Raw genomic sequence first — 13,767 nt, 5'->3', positions numbered from 1 at the left:
CCGTGGAGTCCGGCGCTGTGGCTCCGCGCCGGCCCGGACCATCGCTCGCAGGGCTACGGCCCCACCAGGACGAAAAACAGCTTTCCCTGGGTGGAGGCGCCGGCGAGCCGAACCGCCTGTTCCGGGTTGGCGGCCACCACTATGAGTCCGTCCGTCTCCGCCGTGCCCAGCCACTGGCCGCCTTGCCCGCCCTGACCGGAAGTCCACAACACCGGAACCCCTGAAGCCAGGACCTCCGGTGGCTCTTGCTGGTCGTAGCCGCCGGCTGCCGTTAGCACCACGTTCACGAGCTGGCCTGGGGAGACGAGCTGGATGGACGATGGATCCGCCATGCGAAGGGGAACAGCCGCTGACCCTGGGGGAGTGCCGGCGAGCAGCCCCGGACCAAGCAGTTGGGCATCCGTGAGCAGCTGTCCCTTGCGCAGCGGCGCCGCGAGTTGTTTCCCGGCCGCCTCGCCCGGTCCGTTGAGGAATCCGTCGGCCAGCATGCCCGGCGGTACCTGGACAGAGGCGAGGTCCGCAGCCGCCATGGCTGTGCCGGCGGGAAGGTCGCGGGCTGCGGCGAGCGCAGGCACCGTGTAGACCGGTGCAGGCGTAAGTTGCTGGACGGTGATGGCGGCTGCGGCGCAAAGGAGAAGCGCGGCGGCCAGCCGCCTGTTGCGGCCCAGCCAGGAGGCAAAGCGGGCCGGCGGGCGGCGGCGTGCGTTGTGGCCGGCGGCGCGGCTCCCGCCGTGGGCGCCACTGCGCCGTAAAGCCCCGGGGAGCCCAGGTCCGTGCGACGCGCTTGATACAACCCGGTGTTGCTGTCCGTGTGCAGGCATGTGCCCACGCTAAAGCCGCGCATGGCGGCCGCGGCAGGGGCGCCGGCAGCTATGTGGACAACGCAGTCAGCTGCCAGGCAGCAGCCTGGACCGCGGAACGCGGATCAGCTGGCGGCAGCAGCCGGAGCCGGAGCAGCTGGTGCAGCCGCAGGCGTTGCCGCCGAGGCAGCGGGAGCGGCAGAAGCCGTGCTGCCCTTGGCATCCCGGGAGTCTGTGCGGTAGAAGCCGGAACCCTTGAAGACAACGCCCACGCTGTTGAACTTCTTGCGCAGGGTACCCTGGCACTCAGGGCACGACGACAGAGAGCTGTCCGAGAACGACTGGACGATGTCAAAGGCATGGCCGCAATCCTTGCAGGCGTACGCATACGTTGGCACTGGTGCTCCTCCTCTTGGGCAAACGAGAGGTCCCGGACTGCCTCTGGATTATGGATGTCCATTAGCAGTCGCAGGGCCTGAGTGCTAATTCTACCATCCTCGTACGCGGGGACTTCCCCGGTCAGGCGGCGTCCGCCAGGCTCCGGAACCCGGAGGGAAGCACGACGCCAGGCACCGGCCGGTCGAATGCCTCCACCGGAATCCTGCCGGCAGGCAGCAGTTCCCCGTCGTAGATCACCGCGGCCAGCGGAATGTGCTTCCCGGCTGATTCGAGGTGGCCCAGGAACTTGTCGTAGTAGCCTCCGCCCTGGCCTACCCTGCTGCCCGCGAGGTCAATCGCGGTGGCAGGGATAAAGAGGGCGGCAGCTTCCCCGGCCACCTCAATTTCGTGCCGTGTCCCCACGGGCTCCAGGATGGGGGCATACCTGCTCTTGACCAGATCGACGCCCGGCGCCCAGAAGACCCACTTCAGCTCCCGCCCCGGCTCGCAGACGGGAAGCAGGACTTTGTGGCCGGCGTCGTGGAGGGCCGCGATCAGCGGCAGCGTGGGCGGTTCCGCCCCGACTCCGAGGTAGGCGCAGACCGTCGCTGCCTTCCCCCGGGTTACCGAATCTGCCCACGCTGCCCCGTGCTTCGCCAAGGCTTCCCCGGCATCCTGCCGCTCCTGGAGCGTAAGTAAAGCACGACGGCGGCGATGGGCAGCACGTATCTCGTCCTTGGCCGCCTTTGAATCCTCAAGCGTCATGTGTTTCCTCCGTAGCTGCCGCATGGCGTCGGCCATCCCCTGATTACTGAATGCTTGACGCTGACGTTAGATTAGTCCGGTGACTACCAGTAATCCGAGAGTACGCAAAGCTGTCATTCCTGCCGCCGGACTTGGCACCAGGTTCCTGCCGGCAACCAAGGCGATGCCCAAGGAAATGCTTCCCGTTGTGGACAAGCCTGCCATCCAGTACGTGGTTGAGGAAGCCGTGAACGTCGGCCTCAACGATGTCCTGATGATCACCGGGCGGAACAAGCGGGCGCTGGAAGACCACTTCGATCGTGTGCCGTCCCTGGAGTCCGCCCTTGAAGGCAAGGGGGATACCGAGAAGCTGGCGTCCATCCAGGCTGCGAGCAACCTGGGTGACATCCACTACGTCCGGCAGGGGGACCCGCACGGACTGGGCCATGCCGTACTCCGCGCGAAGCAGCACGTTGGCGACGAAGCCTTCGCCGTGCTGCTGGGCGATGACCTGATCGATGCCCGGGACGAACTGCTCAGCACCATGATTGATGTCCAGGCCAAAACCGGTGGTTCCGTCGTCGCGCTGATCGAAGTGGAAGCCTCGCAGATCAGCGCCTACGGCTGCGCTGACATCGAACCGATCGACGGCGAATCATACGTGCGGGTCAACCGGCTCGTGGAGAAGCCGAGCCCGGAGGAAGCGCCCTCCAACCTGGCGCTGATTGGCCGTTACGTACTCCATCCGGCCGTCTTCGACGTCCTTGAGCGCACCGGGCCGGGACGGGGCGGCGAAATCCAGCTGACAGACGCCCTCCAGGAACTGGCCACCGGTGACGGCGAAGGGCACGGTGTCTACGGCGTCGTGTTCCGGGGGCGGCGTTACGACACCGGGGACAAGCTCAGCTACCTCAAGGCCTGCGTCCAGCTGGCCATTGACAGCGAGGACCTCGGCCCCGGCCTGCGGGAATGGCTGCCCGGCTTCACCGCCGGCCTGTCCAAGTAGCGCCATGCGCCCTGGTCCCATCTGGCCCGTGACCCTGGAATGCGGGGATCTGGTCCTGCGGCCCATCCGGTACCGGGACAAGAAGGAATGGACGGAAGTCAGGTCCCGCAACAGCCAGTGGCTGGCGCCGTGGGAAGCATCCAACCCGGATCCATCCGGCGGCCTGCCGGACTACCGGCAGATGGTCCGGTCATTGAAGGCGCAGGCGGCCCAGGCAACGGCTTTGCCCTTCCTCATCACCGAGAGGCGGCCCGGCAGCGTCAAGCCGCCCATTGTTGGCCAGCTGACCGTATCGTCGATCGTTTGGGGCTCGGCCATGATGGCAACCCTCGGCTACTGGGTGGACCAGGCCTGTGCGGGCCGCGGCATCGCGCCCACCGCCGTCGCCATGGTGACGGACCATTGCTTCAAGACCTTGGGCCTGCACCGGATGGAAATCAACATCAGGCCAGAGAACGGACCCAGCCTCCGGGTGGTGGAGAAACTCGGGTTCCGGGACGAAGGCTACCGGCCGCGCTACCTCCACATCAACGGTGAATGGGCCGACCACCGCTCGTTTGCCTTGACGTCTGAAGAGGTCCCGGAGGGACTACTTAGGCCGTGGCTTGCCTCACACCGGTCATAAATCCAGTGAATTGCCGTCTGCGCCACGACACACCGCAGCTAATGCTGCCGCAGCGGGCCGGATGCTCATACGGTTTTGAGTGTGGACTTCCCCCTTAGCAGCTCAGTGATCCTTGTGGTTGCCGTTGTGCTCTGGATTGTGTGGGTTGCGCCCTACGTCCTCCGGAACCGCAGGCACCAGTTCCAGCCCGCCGGCGATTTCCTGGCAGACGCCGCAGCCGATGAAACACCGGAATCGCCAGCCGTTTTGGTTATGAACGTTGCCGCCCAGCAGGAGAAAGCCATGGACACCAGGAAGAGCGCCGGACCCGGGACCGCTGCTGCCGGCACGCCGGCCGGGGCCAAGTTCCGCATACGCTATGGCCGGACGGCACTCGCCCTCATCGGGCTGCTGTCGTTGGCCACCGCATTCGTTTCCGGAGTGCTCCTCCTCTTCGGGCTGGGCGCTCCGGTCCTTCCGTTGGCGTGCCTCGGACTTACCGCCGGATCCGTGGTCCTCCTGCGTTGGCTGGCTGTCCGGGACAGGAGAGCCAAGGTCAACGCAGCCTTCCGGTCCGCGATGACCGCACCGCCCCGGCAGTCCAAGGCTGCCGGGAATGTCCCGCCGAGGCCTGAAGCAGCGCCGGCCAGGCCGGACAACCCGCTTTTCGACGCCGAGGCGCACCAGCCAAAGGTAAAGCCGCTGACCGCAGTGGAACTGCGCGAGGCTGCACTTGCGGTCGCGGTCGCCGCGGGGGATCCGAGCGCCGCAGCAGCCGGTGCCGCGGGCGCTGCACCGGCGTCCGCCACGTGGGAGCCCGTAGAGGTCCCCAAGCCCGTTTATGTTGAGGCAGCCAAGGCCGAGCGCCCTGACCCCGAGCCCCTGGAGCTCCCCGAATCGCCCAAGGCTGTTGGCAAGCCGTCCCTGAAGCAAGGTGCTGCCGCCGAGCCGCCGGCGGGTACTGCTGCCGCGGACGGGCCCCAGCTTTCCAAGGCGCAGAGCGCCCTCAGCAATCTCGACGACGTCCTGCAGCGCCGCCGCGCCTGACCCGGGCAGTACGGACAGGCCACCCGCGCGGTTCCCGTAAACCGGGGTCGGCATGGCGGTTTGGCATTCTCCCCGGAAAATTTGTAGCCTAGGGTCACCGGTGCCGCACCTGCAGGGGCGGATGGTTCCGGGGCTATAGCTCAGTTGGTAGAGCGCTTCGTTCGCATCGAAGAGGTCAGGGGTTCGAATCCCCTTAGCTCCACCGTTTGAAGGAGTTTCCTGGCCATCGTGCTGTTTCGATAGGCACTTTCTTGCTCAACCTGGACCTGGGACACGACGCCGAACGCCTGGTCAAGGCTGGAGCACGCCACGCCTTGGGCGCCTGGCTGTAGGCACAGACTTTATTGCGGCAATCTTGTTGCCGCCCCCGTAGCGCAACCGGCCATTATCTGGGCATGCTTCTTCCTGAAGGAAAAGATCAATGGGGAGATCGATGAACAGGAACGCAGCAGTTCTGGCGGCCAGTGGGCTTGCGCTCATGCTCAGCGCCTGTGCCGAAGGCCCCGGTGCCCTGTACGGGCCGGAGGTAACCCCGGCAGCCCCTCCTCCGGCCCCTGCAGCCACCGCCTCCCCCCAGGCCAGCCCGCCGACCGGCCAGGGCGGGGACTCTCCGCTGCAGGTCACCGTCATCCCGCTGGGCAAGAACAACGGCGTCGAGGCCAGGTTTCCTATCAACGGCTACTACGCCGCACCAGGCATGGAGATCACCTTCGACGCCTCCGGGTCCGTCGGTGCGATCAGCAAGTACGAGTGGGACTTCGACGGCGACGGCACTTACGATGCGACGACCACCGGGCCGGCCTACAAGCACACCTATGAGGATGAATTCGAGGGAGAACTGGCGCTGCGGGTCTCGAACCCGATCGGCAGCACCCACGTCCTCCGGGTCCCCGTTCACGTCAGCACGAAGCCGTTCCATCAGCAACTGGCCCCGCCGGGAAATGTCCAGGCCGAGGCCCTGACCACGGTGAATGGAATCAGCACAATCAAGGTCACCTGGGAGTCCGATGACCCGGCCGCAGACTCTTGGGCTGTCGCGATCAACGGCATGCCGGTCGGCCGGATCGAAAAGACGGCACGCTCCGTCACGGTTACAGACATCCAAAGGGACGAGGACGTGAGCGTCGAAATCTTCGGCCTGACCGCGGGCATGGAGGTCGGGCGGCGCGCTGGCACCACGCTGCCGGCGGCAAAGTAGCAGGCTCCGGCAGGGAGTTCCCCTGCCTAACTCCCTGAAACGCCCTCAACGGCGATGGCCTCGTCCGATTCAACCCTCCCAAGGCCCGCCAGGAGCCGGTCGATGCCGGCAAGGGAGGCACGCAGCCGGGCGTCCGCGGCGCCAGAGGCGGCGGCCGCCCAGTCCATGGGCCCGGTGCCGACAACAAAAAGCGTCGCATTCCTGGCCGCGAGGACGGCAAGAACGGCGGCGAACTGCTCCCAGGCCTCAGCCCGGGACCCTGCGTCCGCAGGTTCCGGTGCTGGCACGCCGTCAATAACGCACAGCTCCGGACCGGCCGCCAGGACGGAGTAGTCCTCCGCCGACGTGCCCGGCGCGCAGAGTTCGTCAAAGCTGATCCACAGCAGGTCAGGCTCCAGGGCCTTGGCATCGAACGTACGGGAACCGGATGGGAGAGCCCGGTGCCGGTCGGGCTGCGGACGGAACAGGCCGTAGGCAGCCAACTGGCGGCTGCTGCCGGGAACAATAATGCGGCCTTCCCGGAGGGCTGGAGGCTGTGACCGCGATTCCATGCCTTACAGCCAGCCCTTCTTCTTGAAGATGCCGTACATAAGGGCCGCCGTCCCGATCATCAGTCCGATCGCCATCGGGTATCCCAGCTCCCAGTGGAGCTCGGGCATGTGGTCGAAATTCATGCCATAGATCCCGGCCACGAAGGACGGTGCGAAGAGGATCGCAGCCCAGGAGGATATCTTCTTCACCTGTTCGTTCTGCTCGGCGCTGGCCTCGTTCTGCCGGTTGGCGGTGAGGGTGCCGTCCAGGGTCAGGGCGTTCTGCAGCAGGTCGCGGAAGGAATCGGCCCGGGAGATGACCCGTTCCACGTGGTCCTCCACGTCACGCAGGCTGTGCCGGAGATCGGTCTCCACGTCGTACTTTTCAAAGCCCTGCTTGAGCTGGCGCATGATGTCCGGCAGGGGATGGATGGCCCGCTGGAACTGGATGACTTCACGGGCAAGCTCGTAAATGCGCCGGGATACGGCGGTGTCACCGCTGAAAAGTTGGTCTTCAATTTCGTCGATGTCGTTTTCAAGTCCGGCAACCACGGGCCCGTAGTCATCCACAACCCGGTCGAGCAGGGCGTAAAGCACGGCCTCGGGGCCGTGCCGGAGCAGGTCGGGCCGGCCTTCGAGGCGCTGCCTCACCTGTGCCACGCCGGCCGTCTCGGCGTGACGGACCGTGACCACGAAGTTCTTCCCCGTGAAGATGTGCAGCTCGCCGAATTCAACCGTTTCAGTCGCGTCCAGGTACCGTGCAGGCCGGAGGACAGTGAACAGGTTGTCTTCGTAGCGCTCGATTTTCGGGCGCTGGTGGGCCGAGATGGCGTCCTCCACCGCAAGTGCGTGCAGGCCGAATTCAGCGGCAACGGCAGCCATTTCCTGCTCGGTGGGCCGGTAGAGGCCGATCCAGGCCATTCCTCCATGCCGGGCCAGTGTCTCGAAGGTCTGTTCCAGGTTTTCGGGCTCCACGTGGCGGACCCCGTTGACGTAGACGGCGTTGTCAATGATGGTCATGGGCGCCGGTCTTCCGCCGCGAGGGCAGCGGCCACCATCACGACATTCCTCCGATGATGGCGCCGGCCACCGTCATGGCCACGATGTCATGGCCGGAGTCGATCAGCGTGACGGCTGCCGGGCGCCCGGCGAAGCCGTTGTGGATGACGTGGCCGCCTGCCCTGAAGACGAGTCCCGCAACCAAGGCGAAAAAGCCGCCCGCCACGGCACTGTCCAGTCCGAGCCTGGTGATCAGGACAGCGAGCAGGACCGCCGTCAGGGCCGCGGCCGCCATCATCGGGACCCAGATGCCTGCCCCGCCGCTGATGTTCTTGAGATCGTCCTCCGTCTTGCCGATGGCGGCCATCCACCGGTTGCCCAGGACCGAGGGCATGTACCAGACAAAGCCGATGGCCATGGTTGCGACGAAGGCCAGCAGCACGGCGAGCCAGTTGATCTGTGAAACGTACGAGAGCCAGTCCATTCTGGAAATCCTAGCCGCCCGGGCGCGGACGTCAGGTGTTCGACGCCTTGGCCAGGCCGCTGATCAGCGGCTCGGTGCGGTAGGGGATATGGGTATGCAGGGCCAGTACGGTTTCGGTCCGGATCACGCCCTTGATCCTCAGGACCTGCCTCAGGGAGGACTGGAGGTTGTGGGTGTCCGTGGCTGCCACCCGGCACCAGACGTCGCCGCGTCCGGAGATTTCATGAACTTCCAGTACCTGCGGGATCAGTCGGAGTGCGGCCACCACGCCGTCCAGCTCCCGGTGCGAGACCTCGATCGTCACGAAGGCCACAACGTCATAGCCCACAGCCTCCAGGTCCACCTCGCGGCCGCCCGGCCTCAGTACTCCTGCCCGGATGAGGCGGCGCAGCCGCGTCTGGGCCGTGTTGCGGGCGATGCCCAGGGACTCGCTGAGTTCACCGACCTGGATCCGAGGGTCCCGGATGAGGGCCAGCAGGATCTTCAGGTCGGTGGCATCCAGATTGTTCATATTGTCATTCTGCATCACATGGCCGGGAAGATTTTGACGTTCTTGCGCAATAGGTCCGTAGATCTCCGAGCAATGGAGCAGAAGTACCGCATTCTTGTGCCATCGGATATCCATCCCGCGCCGGGCTCCCACAAGGTCCACCTGCCGCGGTAGAACCAAAAGGCGGCGCCACATGACGGTCTTCAGCGAACTCCGGATGCGTCCTGCCCCGGCTGCTGCCAGGGCGGGTTGGGATGCGTCCACCACGGCGCGCCTGGTGATGGCCGGCGCTGTCATTTTCGTCCTGCTGGTGGGCGCCAACCTCGCGACGCCGCTGTATCCGCTCCTGCAGGCGGAACTCGGGCTGTCCACGCTGGGCGTGACCGCCGCGTTTGCCAGCTATGTCCTGTCCCTGGTGGCCACGCTCATGCTGGCCGGGCACTGGTCGGACCACATCGGGCGCCGGGCCGCGCTCATCCTCGCGGTCGTCATCGGGCTGGCAGGCGGCTGGCTCTTTGCCGAGGCACAGACGCTCGCTGCCCTGTGCGCCGGGCGGGCGCTGCAGGGCGCAGCCGTTGCGCTGGCAACCGGGGCCAGTGCCGCAGCCCTGCGCGAGCTCCTCCCGACCCGTCCCGAGTGGGCATCCCGATTCACCTTGCTGGCGTCGTCCGGGGGAGTGGCGGCCGGACCGGTGATTGGCGGACTGCTGTCCCTCCTCCCTGGCCCGACCAGCGCACCCTACTACGTCCATTCGCTGGTCCTGGCCGGCCTCCTGGTGCCGCTGTACCTGCTTCATGCCCGCCCGGCGATCAATCCTCCGGCCTCCGCCAGGCCGCTGCAGGCACTGGCACCCCGCCGCCCTTCCGTATCGCGGGAGGCGAGGGGCGCCTTCTGGCTCGCTGCCGGCGTCGGCTTCCTCAGCTTCGCTGTCTTCGGCTTCTGCCTATCGCTTGCACCCGGCTACTTTGCCCAGGTCCTGGCCACAGACTCCCGCCCCCTGGTCGGCGTGCTGGCCGGCCTGGCCCTGGGGTCCTCGGCGCTGAGCCAGCTGCTGACCCTTCGGGGCCGCTACGTGGTTCCGGCGGGGCTTGGCGTCCTGGGGGTTTCCGTGCTTCTCCTGGGGGCCGCGGGAGCCTGGGGGAATCCGCTGCTGCTCGTGGCAGCCGCCCTTGCGGCCGGGGTAGGGCAGGGCATCGCCTTCCGCACTGTCTTCAACGAGGTGGCGGCCAAGGTGGAGGCATCACGGCACGCCCAGATCGTCAGCACCGTCTATGTCATCACGTACCTGGGAAGCGCTGTGCCGGTCCTTGGCCTGGGCTGGGCCTCCGGCGTGGTCGGTGTGCCGGCCGCCATAGCGGGTTTCGTTCTGTTGTGCGGCGCGGCGGCGCTAATCCTCTCCGCCGTGACTTTCCGCCTCGCGGTCATCGGCCGCGGGGGTGCAGCTTAGTCCGTTCCGCAGGGCACTTACTCAGGCAGCGGCCCGTGATTGCCCTGGATGTGTTCGAACACCAGGGTGGTTTCCGTGTGCCCCACCACCGGATCAGTTGCCAGGTTGTCCAGCACCCAGTCCCGCAGGTCCTCGGTAGTGGCGACGGCGATGTGCAGCAGATAGTCCACGGAGCCTGAGGTGTGGAACGTGGACAGCACCGCGGGCAGGTGCGGCACCCGGGCAGTGAAGCGGTCAATCTGGTCGCGGTCGTGGGCGCGGAGGCGCACGGCAACCAATGCCTGCACGGACCGCCCGATGGCAGAAAGGCTGAGCTTGGCCTCGTAGCCCTGCACGATCCCGCGTTCGGACAGGGCGCGTGTCCGCATCAGGGCAGTGGAAGGGGCAATCCCGACGAGTTCCGCAAGCTGCTTGTTGGAGATCCGGGCATCAGCCACCAGCGCGGCCAGGAGCCGTTCGTCAATCGCATCCAGCGGCTCAAGGTGCGCTCCCGGCCTGGGATTCCTGGCGTTCGTGCTCACTGCAACTCCTCAATGGTCCTCTGTTCATCCTAGACCTGCGAATATGCGCTTTCGCGCTTGTACGGGCCGCGCAGCCGAATTTTTGCGCCGCCGCGTGATTGGCAGGGGCAGATAATTCGTGGCGCTGCCTGTTACGCGCGAGGTCCTTCTGCCCGGGGATGGACGACGGCGACAGCAGCCGCGGTGAGGCAGGCCAGGACCATGACTGCCGCGGCCAGCGCGTTCCAGCCGAGGGACTGGAAGGCCAGTCCGCCCGCCCAGCCGATGATGCTGGACCCCAGGTAGTAGGCGAGGTTGTACAGCGAGGCGGCCTGCGCCCGGCCGGTGCTGGCGAGGGCGCCGGTCCAGCCTGCCCCGATGCTGTGGGCGGCAAAGAAGCCGCCGGTAAACAGCACAAGGCCGGCGAGTATCAGGGGGAGGGCCTGCGTCAGCGTCAGGGCAAGGCCCGCCGTCGAAAGTGCCAGGCCGGCGAGCAGGACATTGCGACGCCCGAAGCGCAGGGTCAGCCCTGCGGACCAGCGTGAGGTGACGGTCCCGGACAGGTAGGCCAGGAAGATCAGGCTGATCAACGTTGCCGGCAGGCCGAACGGTTCGCCCGAAAGCCGGAACCCCAGGTAGTTGTAGACCGCCACGAACCCGCCCATCATCAGGAAGGCCTGGCCGTAGAGGACCAGCAAGCGGACATTCCGCAGGTGGCCGCCCAAGGTCCGGATGGCGCCGCGCAGCCCGGATGCAGGGGCGGAGACGAAGCCCCGGGCCCGCGGCACCAGGACCAGGAAGGCGACCGCGGCCAGCGTGGCAAGGAATGAAACAGCCAGTGCGGCGGCCCGCCAGCCCCACAGTTCACCGGCCGGCCCGGCCACCAGCCTGCCGGCAAGCCCGCCCAGCGTGGTGCCGGCAACATAGCTTCCCGCTGCCAGGGCCGTATGCGCTTTGGTGACCTCCTCGTTGAGGTAGGCGATGGCAATGGCCGGGATGCCGCCCAGTGCCATGCCTTCTATAAGGCGGAGGGTGAGCAGCATGCCAAAGCTGGTGGACAAGGGAACCAGCAGTCCCAGGACGGTGGCCAATGAGATACCCCACGTCATCGCCCGGACCCGGCCTATGCGGTCCGCCAGGAAGGACCACGGGATCACCGTCACCGCAAGGCCCACGGTGGCCAGCGAGATGGTCAGGGCCGCCTCGGCCGCCGTGACCTGCAGGTCCGAGGCCAGGATCGGCAGGACGGCCTGGGTGGAATAGAGCTGCGCGAAGGTGGCAACACCCGCAAAGGAAAGGCCCGCGAGGATCCTGGCGTACGCCGTCGACCCCTTGGCATGACCTTCCCAACGAGGGGAAGGGCTGCTGCCGGCGGAACGGACGATGTGTGCCATCCGGCCAGCCTAGCTTTCACCCAATAGATGCCTCCAATGCATGCTTCGTGTAAAACTGATAGCCGATTTGCATGCTTTCCCAACTGGGTAGCGCTAAGTGTCGTTTTGAACGCCGAAAACGACACTTAGCGCTACCTACTTGGGCTCGCGCGGAGCAGGAAGGAGGCCGGCCCGTGGAACCGGACCAGAAACAGCTGGTGCAGTTGCTTCCGCTGCTGCCCGTGCTGGCCGAGCTGGGGCGGACGGAGCACGTCACGGAAACCGCGGAACTCCTTGGAGTACCCCAGTCCACGGTGAGCCGGGCGCTGGCCCGGGCGAGCGCCGTCGTCGGTACCGAACTCCTGGTCAGGGACGGCAGGGGAGTCCGGCTGACGCCCGCGGCACGGACCCTGCTGCCCTACATTGAGCAGGCGCTGACGGCGTTCCAGGCAGGGTTGGACGTTGTGCGGGACGAGTCGGACGTGGCCCGGGGGAGGGTCTCCCTGTCGTTCCAGCACACTTTCGGTGAGGCGACGTTGCCGCTCCTGATCAGTGCTTTCCGGAGCAGGCACCCGGGCGCAGTTTTCACCCTGAGCCAGGGCGCCCGCTACGCGTGCCTTGACGAACTGGCGTCGGGCGAGTCCGATCTCGCCCTGACCGCACCGGTGGCGCCGCCGGGCCGGAACGTGTCCTCGGCGCCGCTGTACCGGGAGCCGCTCCGCCTGGTTGTGCACCACAGCCATCCCCTTGCCACGCGGCCGGCAGCCCGGCTTGCCGACATCAGGGGAGAGCCTTTTGTGGCGCTCGGGCCCGGATACGGGATGCGGTCGCTCACCGATGCCATGTTCCGCGAGGCCGGCTACCGGCCCCGCATCGCCTTCGAAAGCCAGGATTCACACACGGTCCGCGGCCTGGTCTCGGCGGGCCTCGGAGTCAGCATCCTGCCGCCAGGCGGGGATGCCCCCGGACGGACGGTCAGCCCCGAAACCGGGAACCTCGGCTGGGTTGAGGTCCCGCTGGAGTCCGGCCTGGCTTTCCGCGAAGTGGGCCTGTCCTGGCGGCGGCGCAAGCCCGGGTCCGAACCCGTGCCGGTACGGTTGTTCCGGGACATGGTGGTGACCGAAGGGCCCAGGCTCCTGGCCGGGCTGGTCAGGCAGCGGTCCCGCTGAAGCGCGAGCGCCCGAAAGTGAGGCGGCCGGGGTGTCCCGCCGCTCCGGCACCATTACCCTTGTGACGTGACCAACGCTGAAAACTCCTCCGCACTCCCGGCCCCCAGTCCACTCCGCGGCGCCATCATCGGGCTGGATATCGGCGGGACGAAGACCCACGGTGTCCGTTTTGAGGACGGGGCTCCGGTTGCGGATGAGTCGGCCGGCAGTTCCAATGTGCAGAACGTCAGCCGCGACGAGGCGGCCGCCAACCTTGCCGACCTGTTTGCACGCATCGGCGGGGGCCAGGTGTCGCAGGTGTACGCCGGTTCCGGCGGCATTGATACCGACGACGACGCCGCCGCCCTGGCGTCCCTGATCCAGCCGCATGTCCCCGGCGCCCGGGTCACCGTGGTCCACGATTCGCGCCTGCTGCTCGCGGCAGGCTACGCGAGCACCGGTGTTGCGGTGATTGCGGGCACCGGCTCTGCAGCCTGGGGCAGGAATGCGGACGGCGGCGAAGCGCGGGCTGGCGGCTGGGGCTACCTTCTGGGCGATGAAGGCAGCGGATACTGGCTGGGCCGCGAAGCGGTGCGGCACAGCCTCCGGCGGATGAACCAGGGCCTGCCGGTGGACGTCCTGACTGCGTCCCTTTTGCAGTCTTGCGGGGTGGACGATCCCAACCGGCTGATTGCGCTGTTCCATTCACCGAAAACCGGCCGGCGCTTCTGGGCGCAGCAGGCCCGGCTGGTAGTGGAGGCGGCGGCCGGCGGCCACCCGGAGAGCCAGGCCCTGCTGGACCAGGCAGGTGAAGACCTTTCAGCGCTGGCCCTGCAGGTGCTGGGCCTGCTTGGCATCACCGGGCCGGTGATCCTGGGCGGCGGACTGGGCATGAATGTTGCCCCGCTGCAGCACTCCTTCCGCCGCCACCTCAAGGACGCGGGCGTGACCGACATCCGGGTGCTGGACCAGGAACCGGTGTTCGGTGTGCTGCAGTTGGTGGCCGAGCAGACCTGAGT

The 13,767-nt window shown here is 67.0% G+C and carries 16 protein-coding genes and 1 tRNA gene; 8 read left to right on the top strand and 9 right to left on the bottom strand.

The genetic code is table 11. The features are described from left to right. Positions 1-53: 53 nt before the first annotated feature. From SMD14_RS13970 to SMD14_RS13960, 3 genes are all read right to left on the bottom strand, one after another. Positions 54-821, bottom strand: coding sequence for an RcpC/CpaB family pilus assembly protein (locus SMD14_RS13970; RefSeq protein WP_321214017.1), 768 nt, complete (start codon positions 819-821; stop codon positions 54-56). A gap of 104 nt (positions 822-925) precedes the next feature. Further along, entirely contained in the window at positions 926-1,198 is a 273-nt protein-coding gene (locus SMD14_RS13965; RefSeq protein WP_321214016.1) for an FmdB family zinc ribbon protein, read from the bottom strand. A gap of 121 nt (positions 1,199-1,319) precedes the next feature. Further along, entirely contained in the window at positions 1,320-1,943 is a 624-nt protein-coding gene (locus SMD14_RS13960; protein WP_157241665.1) for a 5-formyltetrahydrofolate cyclo-ligase, read from the bottom strand. Between the two features lie 79 nt (positions 1,944-2,022). Between SMD14_RS13960 and galU the strand changes: the two genes are divergently transcribed. The 5 genes from galU (at position 2,023) to SMD14_RS13935 (ending at position 5,777) form a co-directional block, all read left to right on the top strand. Next, entirely contained in the window at positions 2,023-2,928 is a 906-nt protein-coding gene (gene galU / locus SMD14_RS13955) for a UTP--glucose-1-phosphate uridylyltransferase GalU (protein ID WP_321214015.1), read from the top strand. A 4-nt stretch (positions 2,929-2,932) separates the two neighbouring features. Next, a complete protein-coding gene (locus SMD14_RS13950) occupies positions 2,933-3,553 on the top strand; it encodes a GNAT family N-acetyltransferase (protein WP_157241666.1) in 621 nt (206 codons plus the stop codon). Positions 3,554-3,658: 105 nt separating this feature from the next. Further along, positions 3,659-4,579, top strand: a complete 921-nt coding sequence (locus SMD14_RS13945; RefSeq protein WP_321216276.1) for a hypothetical protein — start codon at positions 3,659-3,661, stop codon at positions 4,577-4,579. 129 nt (positions 4,580-4,708) lie between these two features. Continuing rightward, a tRNA-Ala gene (locus SMD14_RS13940) sits at positions 4,709-4,781 on the top strand. Positions 4,782-5,012: 231 nt separating this feature from the next. Next, complete coding sequence (locus tag SMD14_RS13935; protein ID WP_321214014.1) at positions 5,013-5,777, top strand: PKD domain-containing protein; 765 nt, start codon at positions 5,013-5,015, stop codon at positions 5,775-5,777. Positions 5,778-5,803: 26 nt separating this feature from the next. Here SMD14_RS13935 and SMD14_RS13930 read toward each other — a convergent pair whose 3' ends face one another. From SMD14_RS13930 to SMD14_RS13915, 4 genes are read right to left on the bottom strand one after another with little or no spacing between them, the layout of a single operon-like run. Next, positions 5,804-6,328: a hypothetical protein gene (locus tag SMD14_RS13930; protein ID WP_321214013.1), complete on the bottom strand. Its 525-nt coding sequence runs from the start codon at positions 6,326-6,328 to the stop codon at positions 5,804-5,806. 3 nt (positions 6,329-6,331) lie between these two features. Further along, entirely contained in the window at positions 6,332-7,327 is a 996-nt protein-coding gene (gene corA / locus SMD14_RS13925) for a magnesium/cobalt transporter CorA (RefSeq protein WP_157241670.1), read from the bottom strand. Between the two features lie 37 nt (positions 7,328-7,364). Continuing rightward, positions 7,365-7,790: a DUF1761 domain-containing protein gene (locus tag SMD14_RS13920; RefSeq protein ID WP_157241671.1), complete on the bottom strand. Its 426-nt coding sequence runs from the start codon at positions 7,788-7,790 to the stop codon at positions 7,365-7,367. Positions 7,791-7,821: 31 nt separating this feature from the next. Then, positions 7,822-8,301, bottom strand: a complete 480-nt coding sequence (locus tag SMD14_RS13915) for an Lrp/AsnC family transcriptional regulator (RefSeq protein ID WP_157241672.1) — start codon at positions 8,299-8,301, stop codon at positions 7,822-7,824. Between the two features lie 172 nt (positions 8,302-8,473). Between SMD14_RS13915 and SMD14_RS13910 the strand changes: the two genes are divergently transcribed. Beyond that, positions 8,474-9,727 (top strand): MFS transporter, encoded by a 1,254-nt coding sequence (locus tag SMD14_RS13910; protein WP_157241673.1) that lies wholly within the window; start codon positions 8,474-8,476, stop codon positions 9,725-9,727. A gap of 17 nt (positions 9,728-9,744) precedes the next feature. Here SMD14_RS13910 and SMD14_RS13905 read toward each other — a convergent pair whose 3' ends face one another. Both SMD14_RS13905 and SMD14_RS13900 read right to left on the bottom strand, forming a co-directional pair. Then, a complete protein-coding gene (locus SMD14_RS13905; protein WP_321214012.1) occupies positions 9,745-10,248 on the bottom strand; it encodes an Lrp/AsnC family transcriptional regulator in 504 nt (167 codons plus the stop codon). A gap of 131 nt (positions 10,249-10,379) precedes the next feature. After that, positions 10,380-11,621 (bottom strand): MFS transporter, encoded by a 1,242-nt coding sequence (locus SMD14_RS13900; RefSeq protein ID WP_321214011.1) that lies wholly within the window; start codon positions 11,619-11,621, stop codon positions 10,380-10,382. Positions 11,622-11,794: 173 nt separating this feature from the next. Between SMD14_RS13900 and SMD14_RS13895 the strand changes: the two genes are divergently transcribed. Both SMD14_RS13895 and SMD14_RS13890 read left to right on the top strand, forming a co-directional pair. Next, positions 11,795-12,769 carry a LysR family transcriptional regulator gene (locus SMD14_RS13895; protein WP_321214010.1) on the top strand — a complete coding sequence of 325 codons (975 nt, stop codon included), beginning with the start codon at positions 11,795-11,797 and terminating at the stop codon, positions 12,767-12,769. A 66-nt stretch (positions 12,770-12,835) separates the two neighbouring features. Next, positions 12,836-13,765, top strand: coding sequence for a BadF/BadG/BcrA/BcrD ATPase family protein (locus tag SMD14_RS13890; protein WP_321214009.1), 930 nt, complete (start codon positions 12,836-12,838; stop codon positions 13,763-13,765). Positions 13,766-13,767 lie beyond the last annotated feature (2 nt).

Origin of the sequence: Pseudarthrobacter oxydans (assembly GCF_034258515.1) — a bacterium.
GTDB lineage: Bacteria > Actinomycetota > Actinomycetes > Actinomycetales > Micrococcaceae > Arthrobacter.
This window is presented reverse-complemented; position numbering and strand designations above follow the sequence as displayed.

What these genes read in the sequence shown, in the direction of transcription:
- SMD14_RS13900 (WP_321214011.1), bottom strand. Translation starts at nt 11,621, where the DNA reads ATGGCACACATCGTCCGTTCCGCCGGCAGCAGCCCTTCCCCTCGTTGG.
- SMD14_RS13930 (WP_321214013.1), bottom strand. Translation starts at nt 6,328, where the DNA reads ATGGAATCGCGGTCACAGCCTCCAGCCCTCCGGGAAGGCCGCATTATT.
- SMD14_RS13910 (WP_157241673.1), top strand. Translation starts at nt 8,474, where the DNA reads ATGACGGTCTTCAGCGAACTCCGGATGCGTCCTGCCCCGGCTGCTGCC.
- SMD14_RS13970 (WP_321214017.1), bottom strand. Translation starts at nt 821, where the DNA reads ATGCCTGCACACGGACAGCAACACCGGGTTGTATCAAGCGCGTCGCAC.
- SMD14_RS13935 (WP_321214014.1), top strand. Translation starts at nt 5,013, where the DNA reads ATGAACAGGAACGCAGCAGTTCTGGCGGCCAGTGGGCTTGCGCTCATG.
- SMD14_RS13915 (WP_157241672.1), bottom strand. Translation starts at nt 8,301, where the DNA reads ATGAACAATCTGGATGCCACCGACCTGAAGATCCTGCTGGCCCTCATC.
- SMD14_RS13960 (WP_157241665.1), bottom strand. Translation starts at nt 1,943, where the DNA reads ATGACGCTTGAGGATTCAAAGGCGGCCAAGGACGAGATACGTGCTGCC.
- SMD14_RS13950 (WP_157241666.1), top strand. Translation starts at nt 2,933, where the DNA reads ATGCGCCCTGGTCCCATCTGGCCCGTGACCCTGGAATGCGGGGATCTG.
- corA (WP_157241670.1), bottom strand. Translation starts at nt 7,327, where the DNA reads ATGACCATCATTGACAACGCCGTCTACGTCAACGGGGTCCGCCACGTG.
- SMD14_RS13920 (WP_157241671.1), bottom strand. Translation starts at nt 7,790, where the DNA reads ATGGACTGGCTCTCGTACGTTTCACAGATCAACTGGCTCGCCGTGCTG.